The organism is Sedimentibacter sp. (genome assembly GCF_038562225.1).
Taxonomy (GTDB): domain Bacteria; phylum Bacillota; class Clostridia; order Tissierellales; family Sedimentibacteraceae; genus Sedimentibacter.
Genome location: NZ_JBCFAS010000001.1, coordinates 1,290,208 through 1,306,767, shown reverse-complemented (window position 1 = coordinate 1,306,767; position 16,560 = coordinate 1,290,208). Strand labels below are relative to the sequence as shown.

General features: G+C 38.5%; 17 protein-coding genes. 13 read left to right on the top strand and 4 right to left on the bottom strand.

The window, feature by feature from the left end:
- Positions 1–10 precede the first annotated feature (10 nt).
- The 3 genes from AAGU76_RS06185 (at position 11) to nhaC (ending at position 3,803) form a co-directional block, all read left to right on the top strand.
- Positions 11–1,192 carry a mandelate racemase/muconate lactonizing enzyme family protein gene (locus AAGU76_RS06185; RefSeq protein ID WP_342484572.1) on the top strand — a complete coding sequence of 394 codons (1,182 nt, stop codon included), beginning with the start codon at positions 11–13 and terminating at the stop codon, positions 1,190–1,192.
- 111 nt (positions 1,193–1,303) lie between these two features.
- Complete coding sequence (locus AAGU76_RS06180; protein WP_342484571.1) at positions 1,304–2,086, top strand: aldolase/citrate lyase family protein; 783 nt, start codon at positions 1,304–1,306, stop codon at positions 2,084–2,086.
- A 325-nt stretch (positions 2,087–2,411) separates the two neighbouring features.
- A complete protein-coding gene (nhaC, locus tag AAGU76_RS06175; protein WP_342484570.1) occupies positions 2,412–3,803 on the top strand; it encodes a Na+/H+ antiporter NhaC in 1,392 nt (463 codons plus the stop codon).
- Positions 3,804–4,256: 453 nt separating this feature from the next.
- Here nhaC and AAGU76_RS06170 read toward each other — a convergent pair whose 3' ends face one another.
- Positions 4,257–4,898, bottom strand: coding sequence for a class I SAM-dependent methyltransferase (locus AAGU76_RS06170; RefSeq protein WP_342484569.1), 642 nt, complete (start codon positions 4,896–4,898; stop codon positions 4,257–4,259).
- 93 nt (positions 4,899–4,991) lie between these two features.
- Between AAGU76_RS06170 and yeiL the strand changes: the two genes are divergently transcribed.
- On the top strand, positions 4,992–5,657 hold the full coding sequence (yeiL, locus tag AAGU76_RS06165; RefSeq protein WP_342484568.1) for a transcriptional regulator YeiL: 666 nt from the start codon (positions 4,992–4,994) through the stop codon (positions 5,655–5,657).
- A 117-nt stretch (positions 5,658–5,774) separates the two neighbouring features.
- Here yeiL and aspD read toward each other — a convergent pair whose 3' ends face one another.
- Positions 5,775–7,403 (bottom strand): aspartate 4-decarboxylase, encoded by a 1,629-nt coding sequence (gene aspD / locus AAGU76_RS06160; protein ID WP_342484567.1) that lies wholly within the window; start codon positions 7,401–7,403, stop codon positions 5,775–5,777.
- Positions 7,404–7,752: 349 nt separating this feature from the next.
- On the opposite strand from aspD, the gene AAGU76_RS06155 reads away from it, so the two are divergent.
- The 5 genes from AAGU76_RS06155 to AAGU76_RS06135 all read left to right on the top strand — a co-directional run bounded on the left by AAGU76_RS06155 (position 7,753) and on the right by AAGU76_RS06135 (position 10,775).
- Positions 7,753–8,493 carry an MBL fold metallo-hydrolase gene (locus tag AAGU76_RS06155; RefSeq protein WP_342484566.1) on the top strand — a complete coding sequence of 247 codons (741 nt, stop codon included), beginning with the start codon at positions 7,753–7,755 and terminating at the stop codon, positions 8,491–8,493.
- Between the two features lie 65 nt (positions 8,494–8,558).
- Entirely contained in the window at positions 8,559–8,702 is a 144-nt protein-coding gene (locus AAGU76_RS06150) for a hypothetical protein (RefSeq protein WP_342484565.1), read from the top strand.
- Between the two features lie 167 nt (positions 8,703–8,869).
- Positions 8,870–10,129, top strand: coding sequence for an MFS transporter (locus AAGU76_RS06145; protein WP_342484564.1), 1,260 nt, complete (start codon positions 8,870–8,872; stop codon positions 10,127–10,129).
- Positions 10,107–10,403 (top strand): hypothetical protein, encoded by a 297-nt coding sequence (locus AAGU76_RS06140; protein WP_342484563.1) that lies wholly within the window; start codon positions 10,107–10,109, stop codon positions 10,401–10,403. The genes AAGU76_RS06145 and AAGU76_RS06140 overlap by 23 nt, the downstream gene beginning before the upstream one ends.
- Positions 10,404–10,490: 87 nt before the next feature.
- Complete coding sequence (locus tag AAGU76_RS06135) at positions 10,491–10,775, top strand: hypothetical protein (RefSeq protein WP_342484562.1); 285 nt, start codon at positions 10,491–10,493, stop codon at positions 10,773–10,775.
- Positions 10,776–10,911: 136 nt separating this feature from the next.
- On the opposite strand, the gene AAGU76_RS06130 is transcribed toward AAGU76_RS06135, so the two are convergent.
- Positions 10,912–11,160: a helix-turn-helix transcriptional regulator gene (locus tag AAGU76_RS06130; protein ID WP_342484561.1), complete on the bottom strand. Its 249-nt coding sequence runs from the start codon at positions 11,158–11,160 to the stop codon at positions 10,912–10,914.
- Between the two features lie 255 nt (positions 11,161–11,415).
- Here AAGU76_RS06130 and AAGU76_RS06125 point away from each other — a divergent pair, with 255 nt between their 5' ends.
- Positions 11,416–12,711: an ATP-binding protein gene (locus AAGU76_RS06125; protein WP_342484560.1), complete on the top strand. Its 1,296-nt coding sequence runs from the start codon at positions 11,416–11,418 to the stop codon at positions 12,709–12,711.
- A gap of 147 nt (positions 12,712–12,858) precedes the next feature.
- The gene (locus AAGU76_RS06120; RefSeq protein ID WP_342484559.1) at positions 12,859–14,565 is read left to right on the top strand and encodes an aminotransferase class V-fold PLP-dependent enzyme; all 1,707 of its coding nucleotides are present in this window, start codon (positions 12,859–12,861) and stop codon (positions 14,563–14,565) included.
- Here AAGU76_RS06120 and AAGU76_RS06115 read toward each other — a convergent pair.
- Positions 14,558–15,574: a cysteine synthase family protein gene (locus tag AAGU76_RS06115; RefSeq protein WP_342484558.1), complete on the bottom strand. Its 1,017-nt coding sequence runs from the start codon at positions 15,572–15,574 to the stop codon at positions 14,558–14,560. The two genes, AAGU76_RS06120 and AAGU76_RS06115, sit on opposite strands and share 8 nt — an antisense overlap.
- A gap of 163 nt (positions 15,575–15,737) precedes the next feature.
- Between AAGU76_RS06115 and AAGU76_RS06110 the strand changes: the two genes are divergently transcribed.
- Together AAGU76_RS06110 and AAGU76_RS06105 are read left to right on the top strand one after the other, a co-directional pair.
- Positions 15,738–16,073, top strand: a complete 336-nt coding sequence (locus AAGU76_RS06110) for a YtrH family sporulation protein (protein ID WP_342484557.1) — start codon at positions 15,738–15,740, stop codon at positions 16,071–16,073.
- A complete protein-coding gene (locus AAGU76_RS06105) occupies positions 16,061–16,552 on the top strand; it encodes a hypothetical protein (RefSeq protein ID WP_342484556.1) in 492 nt (163 codons plus the stop codon). Before AAGU76_RS06110 ends, AAGU76_RS06105 begins: the two co-directional genes overlap by 13 nt.
- The last annotated feature ends 8 nt before the right edge of the window (positions 16,553–16,560 follow it).

The window sequence follows — 16,560 nt, the reverse complement described above, 5'->3', positions numbered from 1 at the left end:
ATAAATAAATATGAAAATAGCAAGCGTTGATATTTTTCTCGTTACAATTGGCCGCCCATCTGTTTTAGGGAGTCCATGGAATCCTGTTGTTGTTCGTATCAACACAGATGAGGGTATTAGTGGTTATGGTGAAGTCGGACTAGCTTATGGGGATACAAAAGATGGTCCATTCGGTATGGTTAATGATTTTGCTAAGCTTATTATTGGTATGGACCCGATGAACAATGAAGCAATATGGAATAGATTACAAAATACTTTCTGGGGTCTAGGCGGAGGACCGATTATTTATGGAGCAATGAGTGGAATTGATATTGCGTTATGGGATATTAAGGGAAAAACATTTAATGCACCTGTATATCAGTTACTTGGTGGTAAAATGAATCAAAAGCTTAGAGCATATGCAAGTCAAATACAGTTTGACTGGGGCCCTGTAGCTAAGGCACTTGTACATCCGGAAGAATATGGAGAAGCATGTATTAAAGCAAAGGAGGATGGCTACAGTTGTATAAAAGTTGATCCGTTATGCTTTAATATGGAAGGTAAGTACAAAGGTTGGCCTTGCTCAGGTATATTGCAGCGGGAACAATTAAAGATTGTTAGAAACAGAGTTAAAGCGGTGCGAGAGGCAGTTCCAGATATGGATATCATTATAGAGGTACATTCACTTACTGATGCAAATTCAGCAGTACAACTTGCTCATGCTATTGAAGAGTTTGGAGTATTTTATTTCGAAGAACCAACAATGCCAATGAATGCTAGTAACATGAAAGAAATTGCAGAAAGAGTAAATATTCCTGTTGCGAGTGGAGAAAGAATCTATACTAGATGGGGATATCGTCCATTCTTTGAAAATCACGCATTACACATTATTCAACCTGATTTGGGGAACTGTGGAGGCATTACTGAGGGTAAAAAAATATGCGACATGGCGAAGGTATATGATGTAGGAGTTCAGGTTCATGTTTGCGGTGGTCCACAAGCAACAGCGGCAGCGTTACATCTGGAAGCTGTTATACCAAACTTTATTATTCATGAACACCATCAAGCTGCTCTGCTACCAGAAAATATTAGAACAGGCATTTACGACTATCAACCTGTAGATGGTTATTTTACGATACCAGATTTACCAGGAATTGGTCAGGAGCTTAGTAAAGAGGCAATGGATACTGCAATAAAAGTGACAGTTAAGTAAATGCCAAATGATATGATACATGTTTTGTATCAATTGAATCTAGGTTAGCCGTGCTTTGAAAAACACTTGAAATATATACTAATATAAATTATTAATGGAGGAATAACAATTATGATTAACAGTAGATTAAAAAAACAACTATTAGAAGGAAAGGTTATGATTGGAGCTTTTTTTAAAGCAAATAACCCTAATATGGTTGAAATGATGGCTTATGCGGGATATGATTTTATTATTGTTGATAATGAACATTCTAATTTTGACCATATTGACACAGAAAATATTATTAGAGCTGCAGATGGAGTTAATTTAGACACGATAATTCGAATACCTTCAGCTTCAGAGGAAAACATACTTCATTCATTGGATTCAGGAGCATCTGGTATTCAAGTGCCTAGTTTAAGGAATGCAGATGATGCAAAAAAATTTGTACCATTCACGAAATATTATCCGGTTGGGAACAGAGGGATGAACGTTAATCAACGTGCGGCAAAATTTGGGTTTATGCCTAGTGCAGAATATTTTAAATCTGCCAATGAAAACACACTGGTAGTTGTACATGTAGAAAATGTAGAGATGGCAGAGCAGATTGATGAATTGTGTAAAATTCCTGAAATAGATGTAATTTTTATTGGAGCTGGAGATCTTAGTCAATCCGTTGGAAAGCCAATGCAGGTTAATGATCCTGAAGTTATAAAGGTTGTTGATAATATTATTGATAAAACTAAGAAAAGCGGTAAAATTGTTGGAGCATGGGTTGGCAATATTGATGATGCAAGAAAATACATTGAGAAGGGTGCACGTTATTTGGGATTTTTATCTGATTCTTCAATTTTCATAAATGCACTAAAGGATGTTGGAAATCAAATTGAATCCTTAAAGCAAGTTATAAAATAAAAATGTATTAATAGTATTGTTGATTCTATTAATTATTTTGACATTAAATATTAGCTATACATATTGACGATATTTTAACAATAAAGTTATACTTAGTAAAGTGGCCTTTTTAAAATTTGCATTGAGATTTATTCAATTATACAGGAAATTTGAAGGTCACTATTTTTAATAGAAGAGCAAGAGAGTGGAAAATTTCTAGGAGTTTGATTGATACTTGTGCATAAAGAAGTTAAAAAGCTGTATCCATATATGTTATAAATTGTACAATGTAAAATCATAAGATTTGGATTGCAAATTAAAATAAAAATTTGGAGGGATCATTATAATGGAACATCAGAAGAATAGTGTATTTAGAGCATATGTTTTATTAATTTTAGCTATAGTATCAATTATTGGAGGTTTAAAGGTATTGAAGGCTCCAACTACAATAACATTATTGACAGGAGGTATATTAGTATCAATTGTTTCTGTACTTTGGGGTACAAAATGGGAAACAATTGAAAAGTCGTTATTTGAGAGCGTTGGGTTAATGGCAATTGGTATATATATCACTTTAGCGATAGGATTATTAGTTGGTTCCTGGATTCTTTCTGGTACCGTTCCAGTTATGATTTATTATGGCTTGAAATTATTGTCACCTTCAATATTTTTATTTATGACATGTATAATTTGTTCTTTGATGTCATTGATGACAGGATCATCATGGGGTACAATAGGTACTGTTGGTATAGCATTAATGGGAGTATCACAAGGGTTAGGAATACCAATGCAGTATACAGCTGGAGCAATCGTAGTAGGTGCAATGTTTGGAGATAAATTATCTCCGTTGTCTGATACTACAATTATGGCACCAGCACTATCAGGTGTAGATATTATTGAGCACATAAAGCACATGTTATATACAACAGTTCCTGGTTATGTTATTTCTTTGATTCTATTTATTATCTTAGGAATGCAGTATAAGACGGGAGGAGATATTACTAATTCTAATGCTCAAGAAATATTGAGTACGTTGCAAAATAGCTTCAACTTAAATCCATTGTTACTTTTACCACCTGTGGTTGTACTCTTCCTCATTTATAAAAAAGTTCCTAGTTTGCCTGTATTCGGTATAGGTATAATATTAGGATGTATATGTGCCGGAGTATTCCAAGGTAGTTCCTTATCAGAAATGACAACCGTTTTAAATGCGGGATTCAAGAGTGAAAGTGGTGTTAAATTGGTCGACAGCATGCTTTCCAGAGGAGGAATGACAAGCACTCTCGGGACTGTAGCAATTATTTTATCTGCAGCAGTATTCGGAGCACCTTTAAAAGCTGCAGGAGTTTTACAAGTATTGGTTAATAGTTTAAGTGAATCTACTAAAAGTTGGAAAGCGATTATGGTTGGATCCTATATAACGAACTTGATTTTTATTAGTATCACAACAAGTTACTACGTTTGTTTTACAGTTTTAGGACCAATTATGCAGCCTATATTCGATAAGTTTAACATTCCAAGAAAGAATCTATCAAGAATGCTAGAAGATACAGGTACAGCTTTATGTTGGATTATACCTTGGGGTATGTCCGGAATTTTTGCTTCAGGTATACTTGGTGTCCCAGTACTTGAATATGCAATATATGCTCCAACGACTTATTTAGGAATTGTTTTTGCTTTTATTTACATATTTACAGGTTTTGGAATTGGTAAATTAGAAGAAACAAAAATAGCATAAAAGGTATGAGAATCACTCATAAACTTGGGTGTGTCCAATGCAAAGCCTGAATATACCTGCAAGGGAACTTTAAACAGATAGAAAACTCATAGAGTTTTTCTAATATAAAACAGAAAATTTCAAAGCTTACATCGTAACCGAGGCCAGCTTTGAAATTTTTGCTTGTGATTTTACTTATAGATAGATTTCCATTTTCCAACATACTTACCTAATTTGTCATATAGAATTTCATATATTTTAGAATAGGATTGTAACCGCATAATAAAATGGCGCATTTAAAAAGTAATTTAAAATGGAATATAAATAAACCTAAAAATACAAATATTCAAGCTTCTATAATTCAAATAAGAAATGAGATTAATAATGACCTGAAAAAACCTCCAAACTGAGTAATTTTATTTTACATCAGTTTAGTGGCTAAATTCATTGAATCAGACCCGAGGAGATATCTCCTTAGCAGGGACTGCTTATTTTTCTTCCGATAAAATAGTACCCGTTTGACTTATTTCCATTCATGGTTGTGTACACAGTATGCTCCAGAACAAGTTTTTCAAATAAACCCGTAGACTGCTCAACCCACTTGATGTCATGGTGCCTCACAAGTGCTCCCTCCGGAAGTTCGAAAACTCCATATTGGTACTTTTCTTTAAACAGCTCATAACGCATTAGGTTCCGCTCATCATCATTCAATAAAAAGTCATTTATATAAATTATCCCGTTTGGCTTTAAAACACGCTGGACTTCTTTAAGCAGTGCCATTTGTTCATGGTCATCGATAATGCACGTAAGCACAGCAAGTAAAATTACCGCACGGCAGCTGCTGTCTTCCATAGGAATTGTCTTTCCCTTCATTATTCTCAAGTCGAGATGGGGATATTGACTTAGTCCCCGTTCTATCATGTTTTCCGACAAATCCATACCGATCAAATTGCGGTATCCGTTTTCGTGCAACAGATTCAATGTTCTTCCGTATCCGCAACCAACATCTAAAATCAACCCATCTTTACCTATATATTGAGAAAATTCTTCTATCTGAAAGGGCGTTGTAAATTCCTTCTTTTCAGCAACTGAATTCCAATATTTTTTTTGCTCCATGGCAGCCTCCTGTTTTCTTTTATTGCATTATAATATAATTACAGCTATAATTGTATGATAAATCTCACATTTAGTAAAATTTTGGGGGGGAAAATGCAAAAAGTACAAAATTCAATTGTAATTTCAAATTATATAATTAAATATTCAATTGCTGATATTTTTGGTTTTGATATAACTCCCTGCTTACAATTGATTCATTTTAAAGCCGGTGAGTTTATACTCAATGAGGGAGGTGCTTCCGAATATCTGTACTACCTGACTGAAGGGAGAGCCAAGCTTTACCTTACTCACAAAAACGGCAAGGTATCAATAATCAATTTCATTGAACCTCCCTGCTTCCTAGGAGAGATTGAGCTTATGGGAGCTCAGTCTGAGTCCAATGGAGTTCAGGCTTTAACTGATTGCTGCTGTCTGGCTGTACCGCTAAATGAATGTAAGGATAAAATGCTCAATGACATAAAGTTTTTAAAGCATCTGTGCGTATTTTTAAGCACCAAAGCCATCAACAATTCAAGCAGCTTCACGAAGAACGTCTCATATCCCTTGGAAAATCGTCTGGCAGCCTTTATACTAATGACATCAAACAATTCGTTGTATACGGAAAAACATACGGAGGTTTCAGAATTCCTGGGTGTCAGCTACCGACATCTCCTTTATGTGCTGGCTGGTTTTGTAAAAAAGGGTATACTTAAAAAAGAAGGCGGCTCATATAAAATCAATGATCTGAAAAGCCTGAACATACTTGCAAAGGAAATTTAAACAGATAGAAAAACATAGAGTTTTTCATGATTTCATAATTTTTCGCTAATATTAAACATAAAGTTCAAAGCTTACCCCGTAACCGGGGACAGTTTTGAACTTTTTTTGCGATTTTACTTATTTGAGAGATTTCCATTCCTCAACATACATGCCTAATATGTCATAGAGAATTTCACCTATTTTCGAATAGGATTCATCATTAAGATTTGCAAGAGATATTCTGATTGACCATTCTGAAGCTCCGAATCCGCTGCCGTTCATCAGGACAATGGATGACTGCTCTGCCAACCGTATGAGTATGTCAACAGGCTTGTAATTGTCCTGCAGGTAGTTGGCAAATTCCACATTGTAGTTTATGGTAGCCCATTCCAGCAGATCAAAGTGCGTGTAGTAGGCTGCATCGTAGGCATCCGCATTCAGCTCCAGGCCCAATCCTTCAAAGAGCAGCTTCTTGCGGCGTCGGCATATGCTCTTGGTCAGTTTTTTGTAGGAATTTTCCTTATCAATAATAGCAAACAATGAGAAGAATGCCATCTGAACCTGCTGAGGAGTGGAAAGGCCTGCTGTGTGGTTGAGGGCAACCTGGCGGCTGTCAGCCACAATCCTGTCTATGAACGGAATTTTATCGGGATCGGTTGACAACCCTGAATAACGTCTCCTTGCTCTTTCCTTTTTGTCTTCATCCTGCTCCCTCAACAGCTTGTCAAACACGTTGTCTTCATACAGAGCTATGGTTCCAAGGCGCCATCCGGTCACACCGAAATATTTCGAGTAGGAATAAACGCCAATGGTGTTGTAGGGCAAATCAGCCATTATTGAAATGAAACTGTCAACAAAGGTGCTGTAAACATCGTCTGAAATAATCATCAAATCAGGGTTTGAATCAGTTACGATGTCTTTGAGAAGTCTCACGGTTTCAGGTTTCATTGCAACTGACGGCGGATTGTTCGGATTGACTACAAACAACGCCTTAATTGAAGTATCTCGAAGTTTGTCCAATTCGCATGCAGGATACTGCCATGTATGTCTTCCTTTTTCATCAACATCATCAGCTGAAATATTGACAACCTCAAAATTATACCTTGGCAAGTGAGGAACCTCCAGGTATGGAGTAAAAATAGGAGTCATCAATGCTATTTTGTCTCCTCTTGACAATATGTTATTGGCAATGAGGGAGTCGAAGATATAGCACATTCCTGCAGTGGCTCCTTCAACGGCAAATGTGTTGAACCTGCGCTCAAGTGGTTCGTTGTAGCAAAGTTCCTGTATGAGGTAGTCATTTACCACAAGTTCCACATGATGGAGCATTCTGTCAGGCTGAGGGTAGTTGTCACCGATAATTCCATCCACAAGCTCATGAATCCAATCATCCGCATTGAAACATTTCACTGTTATTCCGTAATTTATCATTTTTTTCAGCAGCGTTATTCCCGGTGCATCAGGATTATTTCTCACAAATTCCTTAAATCTCCCGGCTATTCCTTCCTTCTTTGGCATTCCAGCCAGGTCTCCCTGATTCCATACCCTGCGGCTTTCTGAAACTGCAAATTGACCAAATGTGAAAAATGCTTCTCTCGGTGTCGCAGCTATCCAGTTTGGATTTCCTCTTCCTGCGTCCAGAAGTGAGTGGGCGCTTCCACGGCTGGAATCCTCTGCTAGGTTTATCAGTTTGTCCTTAAGCTCAAAAGGACTTATTTTTCCATATACCTTTTCAATTTCTTCTCGATGGTAGCTTGAATTATACATATATCCTCCGGAATGTTTTTTATTTTAAGTAAATTTATTTTGCTGGATTTAGATTGCGTTGATTTTACCACAGCCCTTTGCAAAATGGAATATATTAAATAAGGATTTATTGAATTTATACGTACATAAATTAGTTAATATAAAATATTAGATTATCATATAAGCTAAATTCTGAGATGGTGCTAATAAAATAAAAAATATGTAGTCTCGGAATCATGATTTTAACATGCGGATTTTTGCTTCAATAATGAAAAGTCATGTGCTATAATGTTAAAATCACTTACAATAGTGTTGCAAATATGATCTATGAAATAATTCATTTTCTATTAATATATTACAGGAGCAATAAATGCAAAATATTAAATTAACTCAAATTGTAAACGCAGGTTTGCTGATTGAAGGAAACGGCAAGAAAATATTGATTGATGCAATCCACTGCGAAAAGACCCATGAATGGAGCACCGTCACTGATGAGCTTATGGACTATATGATATACGGCAGCGGCAAATTCAAGGATATAAACTTTCTTTTATTTACCCACTGTCACAAAGATCATTTCAATGCTGAAAAGACATTTGAGTACATAAGAAACAACAAAGCAGAAATGCTGATAACTCCAAAGCTGGGTGATTCAGACTGCAAAAGCAGCGGGCTTCTGAAAGAACTGGATACTGATTACTACCAAATCGGGACTGTTGACATGGATAACCTTAAAATAAGCTATTTGCGGACAAAACACCTGGCTCATGAAAAGGTGGGTATAGACCATTACGTTTATATTGTGGAAATTGACAAAAAAATAATATTGTTTCTGGGGGATGCAGATTTCTGCAAGGCTGAGCTTGCTCAATCCATAAAGGATATCAGTGCTGATGTGCTGGTGGCACCGTTCATTGTTGTGAATTCCACCTTGGGAAGGAAATTTGTGGAGAATATAAATCCGCGCATTCTCATACTTAACCATCTTCCGGGAAGAGAAGATGACAGCAGCAGATACAGAGGACTAACCGACAGAAATATTGAAAAATTTGAGCATATGCTGCCTGAAACCATAATATTTCAAAACCTGTATGATGAGGCTCACATATAAATAAATTAGTTGTAAACAAATGGAAAGTATGCTATAATAACTTGGAATAACTATGGAGGATAATCATGACCAATACAATCGTCGCTGCAGACTTCACTTTCAGCAAACAAAGCAAGTTCAGCAGTTCTGTATCAAAAAATGGTATTTTTACACTTTACGGGAGAAGTGTATCCATTTTTAAGATAAGTGCAGATTGTATGAATCCGTGATTCCTTTACGTTCTTTTAATGCCAGCATTATGAGAGACTTACAGACTCGGGTTTATGCCTGAGTCTTTTTATTTCTTTATATTTGGATACATTCTTCCAAAGCCTCTGCGAGTTAATTTGAAAAAATGAGGCTTTTTGTTTTATCTATAAATATTTGGAGGAATGAAATGAATACAAAGTTTAAACGAAATATAAAAATAGGATATGCATATAATTTTTTTCTGCAGCTTAACATCACATCGGCCATATGGGTTTTGTACCTGTCATTTAAAGGGATGTCTCTGGCAGAAATAGGAATATTAGAATCAATTTATCACATTACAGGATTGCTGTTTGAACTTCCCACCGGAGCCATAGCTGACCTGCACGGGAGAAAGTTTTGTGTAGTGCTTGGAAGAGCGGTGAATCTGCTGTCCTGCATCCTCATGATCACATCAAAAAGTTTCATGGGTTTTGCTGTTTCATTTATATTGAGCAGCGCCGCCATGAATCTGAATTCCGGGGCCGCAGAAGCACTTATTTTCGACAGCCTTAAGGAGCTGGGAGAAGAAGACAGGTATAAAAAAATATGGGGGCAGCTGGCATTTGTCATGTCCATGTCCCAGGGAACAGCTGTGCTTTTGGGAGGAATACTGGCAGACATCAGGTTTTTGTACGCGTATATTTTCGGAACCTTTGTGCAGATGCTGGCGCTGATTGTAGCTTTCAATTTCAGCGAACCAACCATCCATAAACCGTATATGGATAAACATGAGGAAAACCGCAGCGGTAAGATACTGATGGATCAACTGACTTTAAGCATCCAGGCGCTTAAGGGCAGGAAGACCGTCATGTATGCGATTTTGTTCTCTGCATTGACCGGAAGTCTTCAGACAACAGTTTTTTTCTACAGCCAGAAGTATTTTTCGGATATGGGCTTAACAAAGACAATTATTGCAGTAATTTGTGCTTTTGGCAGCTTTATTGAGGCAATTAGCTCAAAATACGCATACAGTCTTGAAAAGAAGGTAAGACTGAAGGGTACGCTGATCTGCATCTGTGCCTTGAGCATTATATCACTGGCAGGACTGGCACTTTGGAGGAAATATTCCGTTTTGTTTTATATTATGACTACAGTATCAGGCGGATTTGCATATACCATAATGAGCGATTATATAAACTCACGGATACCATCGGCGTACAGGGCTACAATTTTGTCCTTTGACAGTTTTTCCTTCAGCTTGTTTATGATATTTTTATTTCCGTTATTTGGGTTTATGGCTCAGCGCACAGGTTTTGAAGCAACGTTTGGAGCGACGGCGCTTATATGCATTCCCTTGATGATATTCTTGACAAACAGGCTCACCTGGCACGATAATGAAGATGTTAAGAATGTAAAAGTATTAGAGAAACAGGATGAACCTATTGCAGCCAGACAGATATCATGACTTAGAGGTGATTAATATCAAGAATGTTCAAATGAAAATGGGTGAAATCAACCGCAGCGAACTAGTGGAATATTTTCTGAAAATAGGAGGAGAAACAGAAGATGAGGAAACATTTAAAGGTCCTCATTGGGAGGTTACAGTGGGACCTCAAATCCTCACAAGGTTTGGAGCACTGAATATCCGTCATGTTCTCATAAGCATCAAGGCTGAGGATAACGCGTTTGATGACTTTATGGAAAGGTTCAACCTGAATTTTCTCAGATGCGGAGGATAGGAAGTTTGCTGGTTATTGTTTAAAAATTGATTTAACAGGTATATATTATGTGAATAACAAATATATAATTATTGGGAGGAAAATGTTATGGCGTTTTTAGACAAGATTGGTAAAAAAATAGGGGATGTGGCCGGCTCTGCAAGCGAAATGGCCAAGGATTTTGCTGAAACAACAAAACTCAACTCAGAGGTTTCTGCAGAAGAAAAGAAAATCAGTCAGTACTTTCTGGAAATAGGGAAATATGTTTTTGAACAGGAAAAGGATAATCCGGAAAGTCCGGTTGCTGTAACTATCAACAAGATAATGGAATCCATGAAGACAATAGAAGACTTAAAGAAAAAAATCGAAGAAATAAAACTAGACAACAATTAACAAAAGCAGCGCAAAAGGTCCTCAAGACTAAAAAAGTCATGTATGCGGTACATGACTTTTTTGCGGTGTAACATAGATTATTTCAACAATTTACAATTGTCAGGAACAATGGTATAATGTTCTAAAGCAGAACAAATCATTCCTTAACTGTGCCAAGCATCCAGTCAGGACTCACTTTTAATATTTCGCACAGAGCAAGCAACTCATAATCGGTTACTATTCGTTTCTGCTGCTCAAGCTTAGAAATGCTCGCCCTGTCAATATAGACAGCCATTGTCTCCAACTTGGCAGACAGCTGCTGTTGGGTGAATTTATTTTTCAGCCTTGCTGTTTTAAGCTGAGGACCTATGATGTTACGAACATTGTTATCAATGATTAATTTCATACATTCACCTTGGCGAAGTTATAGTCAATATAGTTTAACCTATTTATTGCCATTTTTTGTTCTAATAATTCACATGTATTTTTTAACAAAAACAAATAAAATTGACAATAAAACATACAAAGTGGTAAAATATCTAAAGAAGCTAAATAATTGAATATTTCTGCAGACGGTTACTAGTGCGGTTACAATCCTTTCTTGATTTGCAATAAAAAAACAAAGTCAAAAATTTTTATATATGAAACGAGGGCCAAGGGGATGAAGGATGTAATAGAAACTTTTGATGCCTTGGCAGAATGGGATAGTTTTATTGCAAAAATCAATAAAAACCCTACTGCCAGGTATGTTACGCAGGATTCGTGGAATCGCTGCAAAGAATATGGTATAAATCCTGAGAAACTGATATACAAATTTTTATCAAAAGATGAGCTTGTCAGAAAGCTGAGGGAACATTCAAGATTGATTGAGATTTCTAAACCGTATATGGATTCCATATCCTTAAGTCTTGCAGGAAAACCGCATATGGTTGCCTTGTCTGATAAAGACGGGTGGATTATTGACAGCAGAGGAGTACCTGAGGAGCTGGGGGGCAAAAAATCAGGGCTTTGCATCGGAGCTAGCTGGGCAGAAATGCATATAGGCAACAATGGAATCGGAACGGCATTAAGCTTAAAACAACCGGTCTTGGTTTACGGAACGGAACACTTCTCAAAGGCATACAGTTCATACGCATGCATGGGTGTTCCGATAATATGCAACGGAAATGTCATAGGAGCCATGGATATTAGCGTACCTGAGCAATTTGCTCATCCTAACAGAATGAATATTCTTGTTGCCTGTGCCAGTTCCATTGAATCCGTTTTCAACTATATCAACAATTTTACTGGTGTGGACTATTCAGCTATAGGCGATTTGATTTCAACAGCTGTTCACGATCTGAAAAATCCGCTGGCAGTAATAAGCGGGCTGGGACAGCTGGGGAACATAACTTCAGATGAAGCAAAGATCAAGGGATATTTTGACAGAATTGTAAACCAGGCGGATGAAATGAACAAAATGGTTACTGAACTGCTGAACATATTCAAACCAGAAGAACTAATATCGCAAAAAATTGATTCTGTAATCGAAGAAGTGCTGAATATATACAAACCTATTTGCGAATCTAAAAAAGTTAAGCTTTCATTTGAATTTTGTACTGACAAACCCGTAGTCATAAGCCGTAAGCTTATAAAAAGAACAATTGAAAACATAGTCAACAATGCGGTTCAGGTGATTGAACACGGAGGATTCATTTCAGTCAAAACGTATTCAAACGGGCAGTCACTGTTCATTTCCATTGAGGACACAGCCGGAGGAATTCCTGAGGATATGCAGGACATTCTGTTTGAACCATTTGTGTTCAGACGAGGCGGAGGAACCGGGCTGGGACTTTTCATGGCATACTTCACTGTCACAAAGACACATAAGGGCAAAATATGGTTTGAAACAAAGCAGGGAGTTGGAACAACATTCTTCATAGAGCTTCCGCTGGCAGCTAAACATTTTGAGAATTAATATAACCAAAATCTTCAAGAGTGCTTGAAGATTTTTTTATGCCGTTCATTATTTCGCATTTCATCCCCGGATAATATAATGCAGTATAGCTGTATATAATAGCAGACAAAGCAAATCATATTAGAAAGCATTTAAGGAAGGATAATCATGAGCATATCATTTGAGACACTGAGAAAAGAAATGATCGGATACGGATGCAAATTTATGACACCCTACGGAGAAAGAGTCATGACGTATGCTGACTTCACAGCGTCGGCCAGAGGGCTGAATTTCATGGAAAAATACCTCATACATCTGCAGAAGTACTACGCCAACACCCATACTGAAGATGACATGACCGGAGAGACAATGACTAAGATACTGCACAAGTCACTGGATGTGATAAAGAAACATCTAAGCGCCGAAAAAAACTGCATTGTAATACCTTCAGGAAACGGAGCCACGGGAGCTATAGAAACCTTTGCAAAAATAACAGGCATCTACCTGCCTCCTGCAACAAGGAAAAGAGTTGGACGGATAACCGGCGGGATTTTGGAGGACAAAAACGATGAATGCCTGAAGCATGTTCCTGTGGTTTTCATCGGCCCTTATGAACATCACTCAAACATTCTCATGTGGAAGGAAGGTTTGGCACAGACGGTGGAAGTGGAGCTTAACCCTGACGGGGAAATGAATCTGGATGACTTAAGGCTCAAGGTTTCAGACGAAAGATACAAGGGCAGGCTGAAGATAGGTTCATTTTCGGCTGCTTCAAACGTCACCGGTGTCATCACGCCTGTTTACGAGGTTGCAAGGATAATGCACGAAAACGGCGGAATAGTATGTTTTGATTACGCTGCCTGTTCTCCTTACGTGGAAATAAACATGAATAAAAGCAGCACTGAATATTTTGACGCAGTGTATGTTGCTCCCCACAAGTGGCTTGGAGGCACAGGTTCATGCGGGCTGCTGGTTATGAACGAAAAACTTTATGACGACAATCTGCCTCCTACGGTTTCAGGTGGCGGCACCGTTTCTTATGTGAGCCCTTACGGTCACGACTACATAGCAAATCCCGAAGTCCGGGAAATGGCAGGCACACCGGGAATAGTGCAGCTGTTTAAGGCTGCATTGGCAATTGAACTGAAGGACTTCATCGGAACGGAAGAAATTGAAAGAAAAGAAAAGTTTTATACCAAAGTGGTCCTTGACAGGTTGAAAACAATTCAAAACATTGAAATACTGGGACCGGACAACGAGAACAGGATGCCTATTTTTTCAATAAAAATAAAACACGGGGACAAACTGCTTCATCCAAGGTTTGCAGCAAAACTCATAAACGACCTGTTCGGAATACAGATGAGAGCCGGATGCGCATGCGCTGCACCCTACGGACACAGGCTCATGAAAATCAGCGAAGAAAAGTCAAGGCAATACAGGCAGCTGATAAAAGACGGAATTTCATCCGTAAAGCCCGGATGGCTCAGATTCAACATACATTACGTGATGACGGAGGAAGAGGTGGATTTCATACTTGATGCAGTGGAGTTTACAGCCACATACGGTTATCTTTTCCTTAGTGAATATGAGATGGACCTGAAGACAGGTAAATGGGAAAACAGAAGTTTTCGGGATACGTATGAAGACGTGGACAGCTTTGGAATAGAAGAGTGTACGAAATTCATAGGCAGTCTGAAAACGGAAGATGGGCCTGAAAAAAGTCAGTTGATCAAAGAATACGAAAGATACATGAAGGAATCAAGGAAACTAGTAGAAGAGCTGTCAAAAAAGCCTGCCCTTTTCAAATCTCTTGAGCAGGGCAGTCTTGAAGGTCATGGTTGGTTTTACTTTGTCAACCTGAAGGATGTTACCTGACAGCCTTAAATCCCACAAGTTCTACCTGAGGTGTCAGATGACACGGCTTTTCATCCTGTTTTTTCATTAAGTCCGTGGAAAGATACTTTTTATTGTCATCGGCAAATACGGTAACGACAACCGCATCATCCCTTCCCAGGATGTCCTGAGCCTTCAGGGCCCCGAGAAAATTTGCTCCGGATGATATTCCCACACCGATTCCAAGCTGGGAGGCAAGCTTTCTTGCCATGTTGATTGCGTCACTGTCGTCTACCGTAATCACCTCATCCAGCTCATCAAGCCTTATAATTTCGGGAATGAAATCATCGCCTATGCCTGCGATCCTGTGGGAGCCGAACTTTTCACCCTTTGTAGTCATCATGGGAGAACTCTCAGGCTCCAGGGGATATGCCCGGCAGTGGGGATACATTTTTTGAAGAGCTTTTTTTACACCCATTATGGTGCCGCCTGTGCCCACTCCTGCAACAAAAGCGTTCGGCTTTTTATCAAGCTTTGCCAGCTGTAAAAGTATTTCGTTTCCTGTTGTCTCGTAGTGAGCATCTATATTTTTCATATTGGAAAATTGACGGGTCAGGCATGTTCCTGCATTTGTTCCCATTTCTTCTGCCAATTTAAGGCAGCCCTTGAAACCACCGTTTTCTCTGGACACTGATACCACTTTTGCTCCGAAGCTCTCCATAAGTTTCACACGCTCCTGGCACATCCAGTCCGGCATGTAGATTGTAACAGGATTTCCAAGGAATGCTCCTATTGCTGAAATGGAGATTCCAGTATTTCCGCTGGTGGCTTCGACAATCGAATCACCTTCACTGAGTGTGCCTTCTTCGTAGAACTGTTTCATTATATGCAGGACTATTCTGTCCTTTATGCTCCCCGTGAAATTGTAATATTCTGCTTTTGCGTAGACTTTCCTGTCTATTCCTTTGAATCTGAGGGTAATTTCCAACAGTGGGGTGTTGTTTATCATTGCTGAGATGCCGTTGAACTTTTCTGTTAATTTTTGGTTCATGGCGGATTCCTCCTTTATCAATGTTAGTATATGCTGTTTTACGCAATAAAACACAAATTCAGTCTGCCTGAAATACTGAAGAAAATTTATCCATAAATATGAAATCATCAACCAGTCAAATCTCACATACATTGTAGAAAGATTAAAAGAAAGCAGGGATGAAATGTCTTTTTATGCAAGTGTTGTTCAAAACTTTCTGGTTGCTTTCGGCGTTGTCATCGGAGCCGGCATATTTTCGGGCATAGGAGCCATAATCACAAACAATCCGCCCTACAAGGCCATGGTTGAAGCTGCAGGATCCATAAAAATTTGGGCTATTGCGGCATCATTGGGAGGTACGTTCTCTTCCTTCGCTGTAATTGAAAAGGGACTGTTTCAAGGAGAAGTTAGAACAATGATAAAGCAGGCCATATTCATACTCATTTCCCTGTCGGGAGCAAACGTCGGATACGGCTTTGTAAGAATAATTCAGATCTGCGGTGGCATATGGGGAAAATAAAAGAAGGCGGTCTCAGATACATGCTTTGTTTTGCTGCAGGGCTCATGTGGGGGGCTCTCATCGGGGCGGCACTCACAAGCATTCTGGTAAGCTACAGGATGGACACATTCTACGAAAAAATCGCATATCAGGAAAGTGTCATAGAAGATAATGAGGAAAAGCTCATGAAGTTGGAAAAGTCAATCAACAATTCCAACATTGTTCTGAAGGATATCCAGGTGGTGCTTGAAACGGACGGGCGGGAAATAAACAACATAGACAACATAGAAATTGAAAAGGCAATCAAGGAAAAGTTCAGTTCGCTGCTGGGTAAGGAGGTTAAAAGCCTGGATGCGGAAATACTGCTGCAGGTGGTTGACAAGAGAATTTTAAAATATGAAGAGGCTGAATACCAATTAAGCGTCAGAAAGCTGGTCCTGTCCGAAACCCTGAAGCTGTGGGTGGACATAACGGTAATGGAAATAGAGACCCAGGAATGAAACCATGT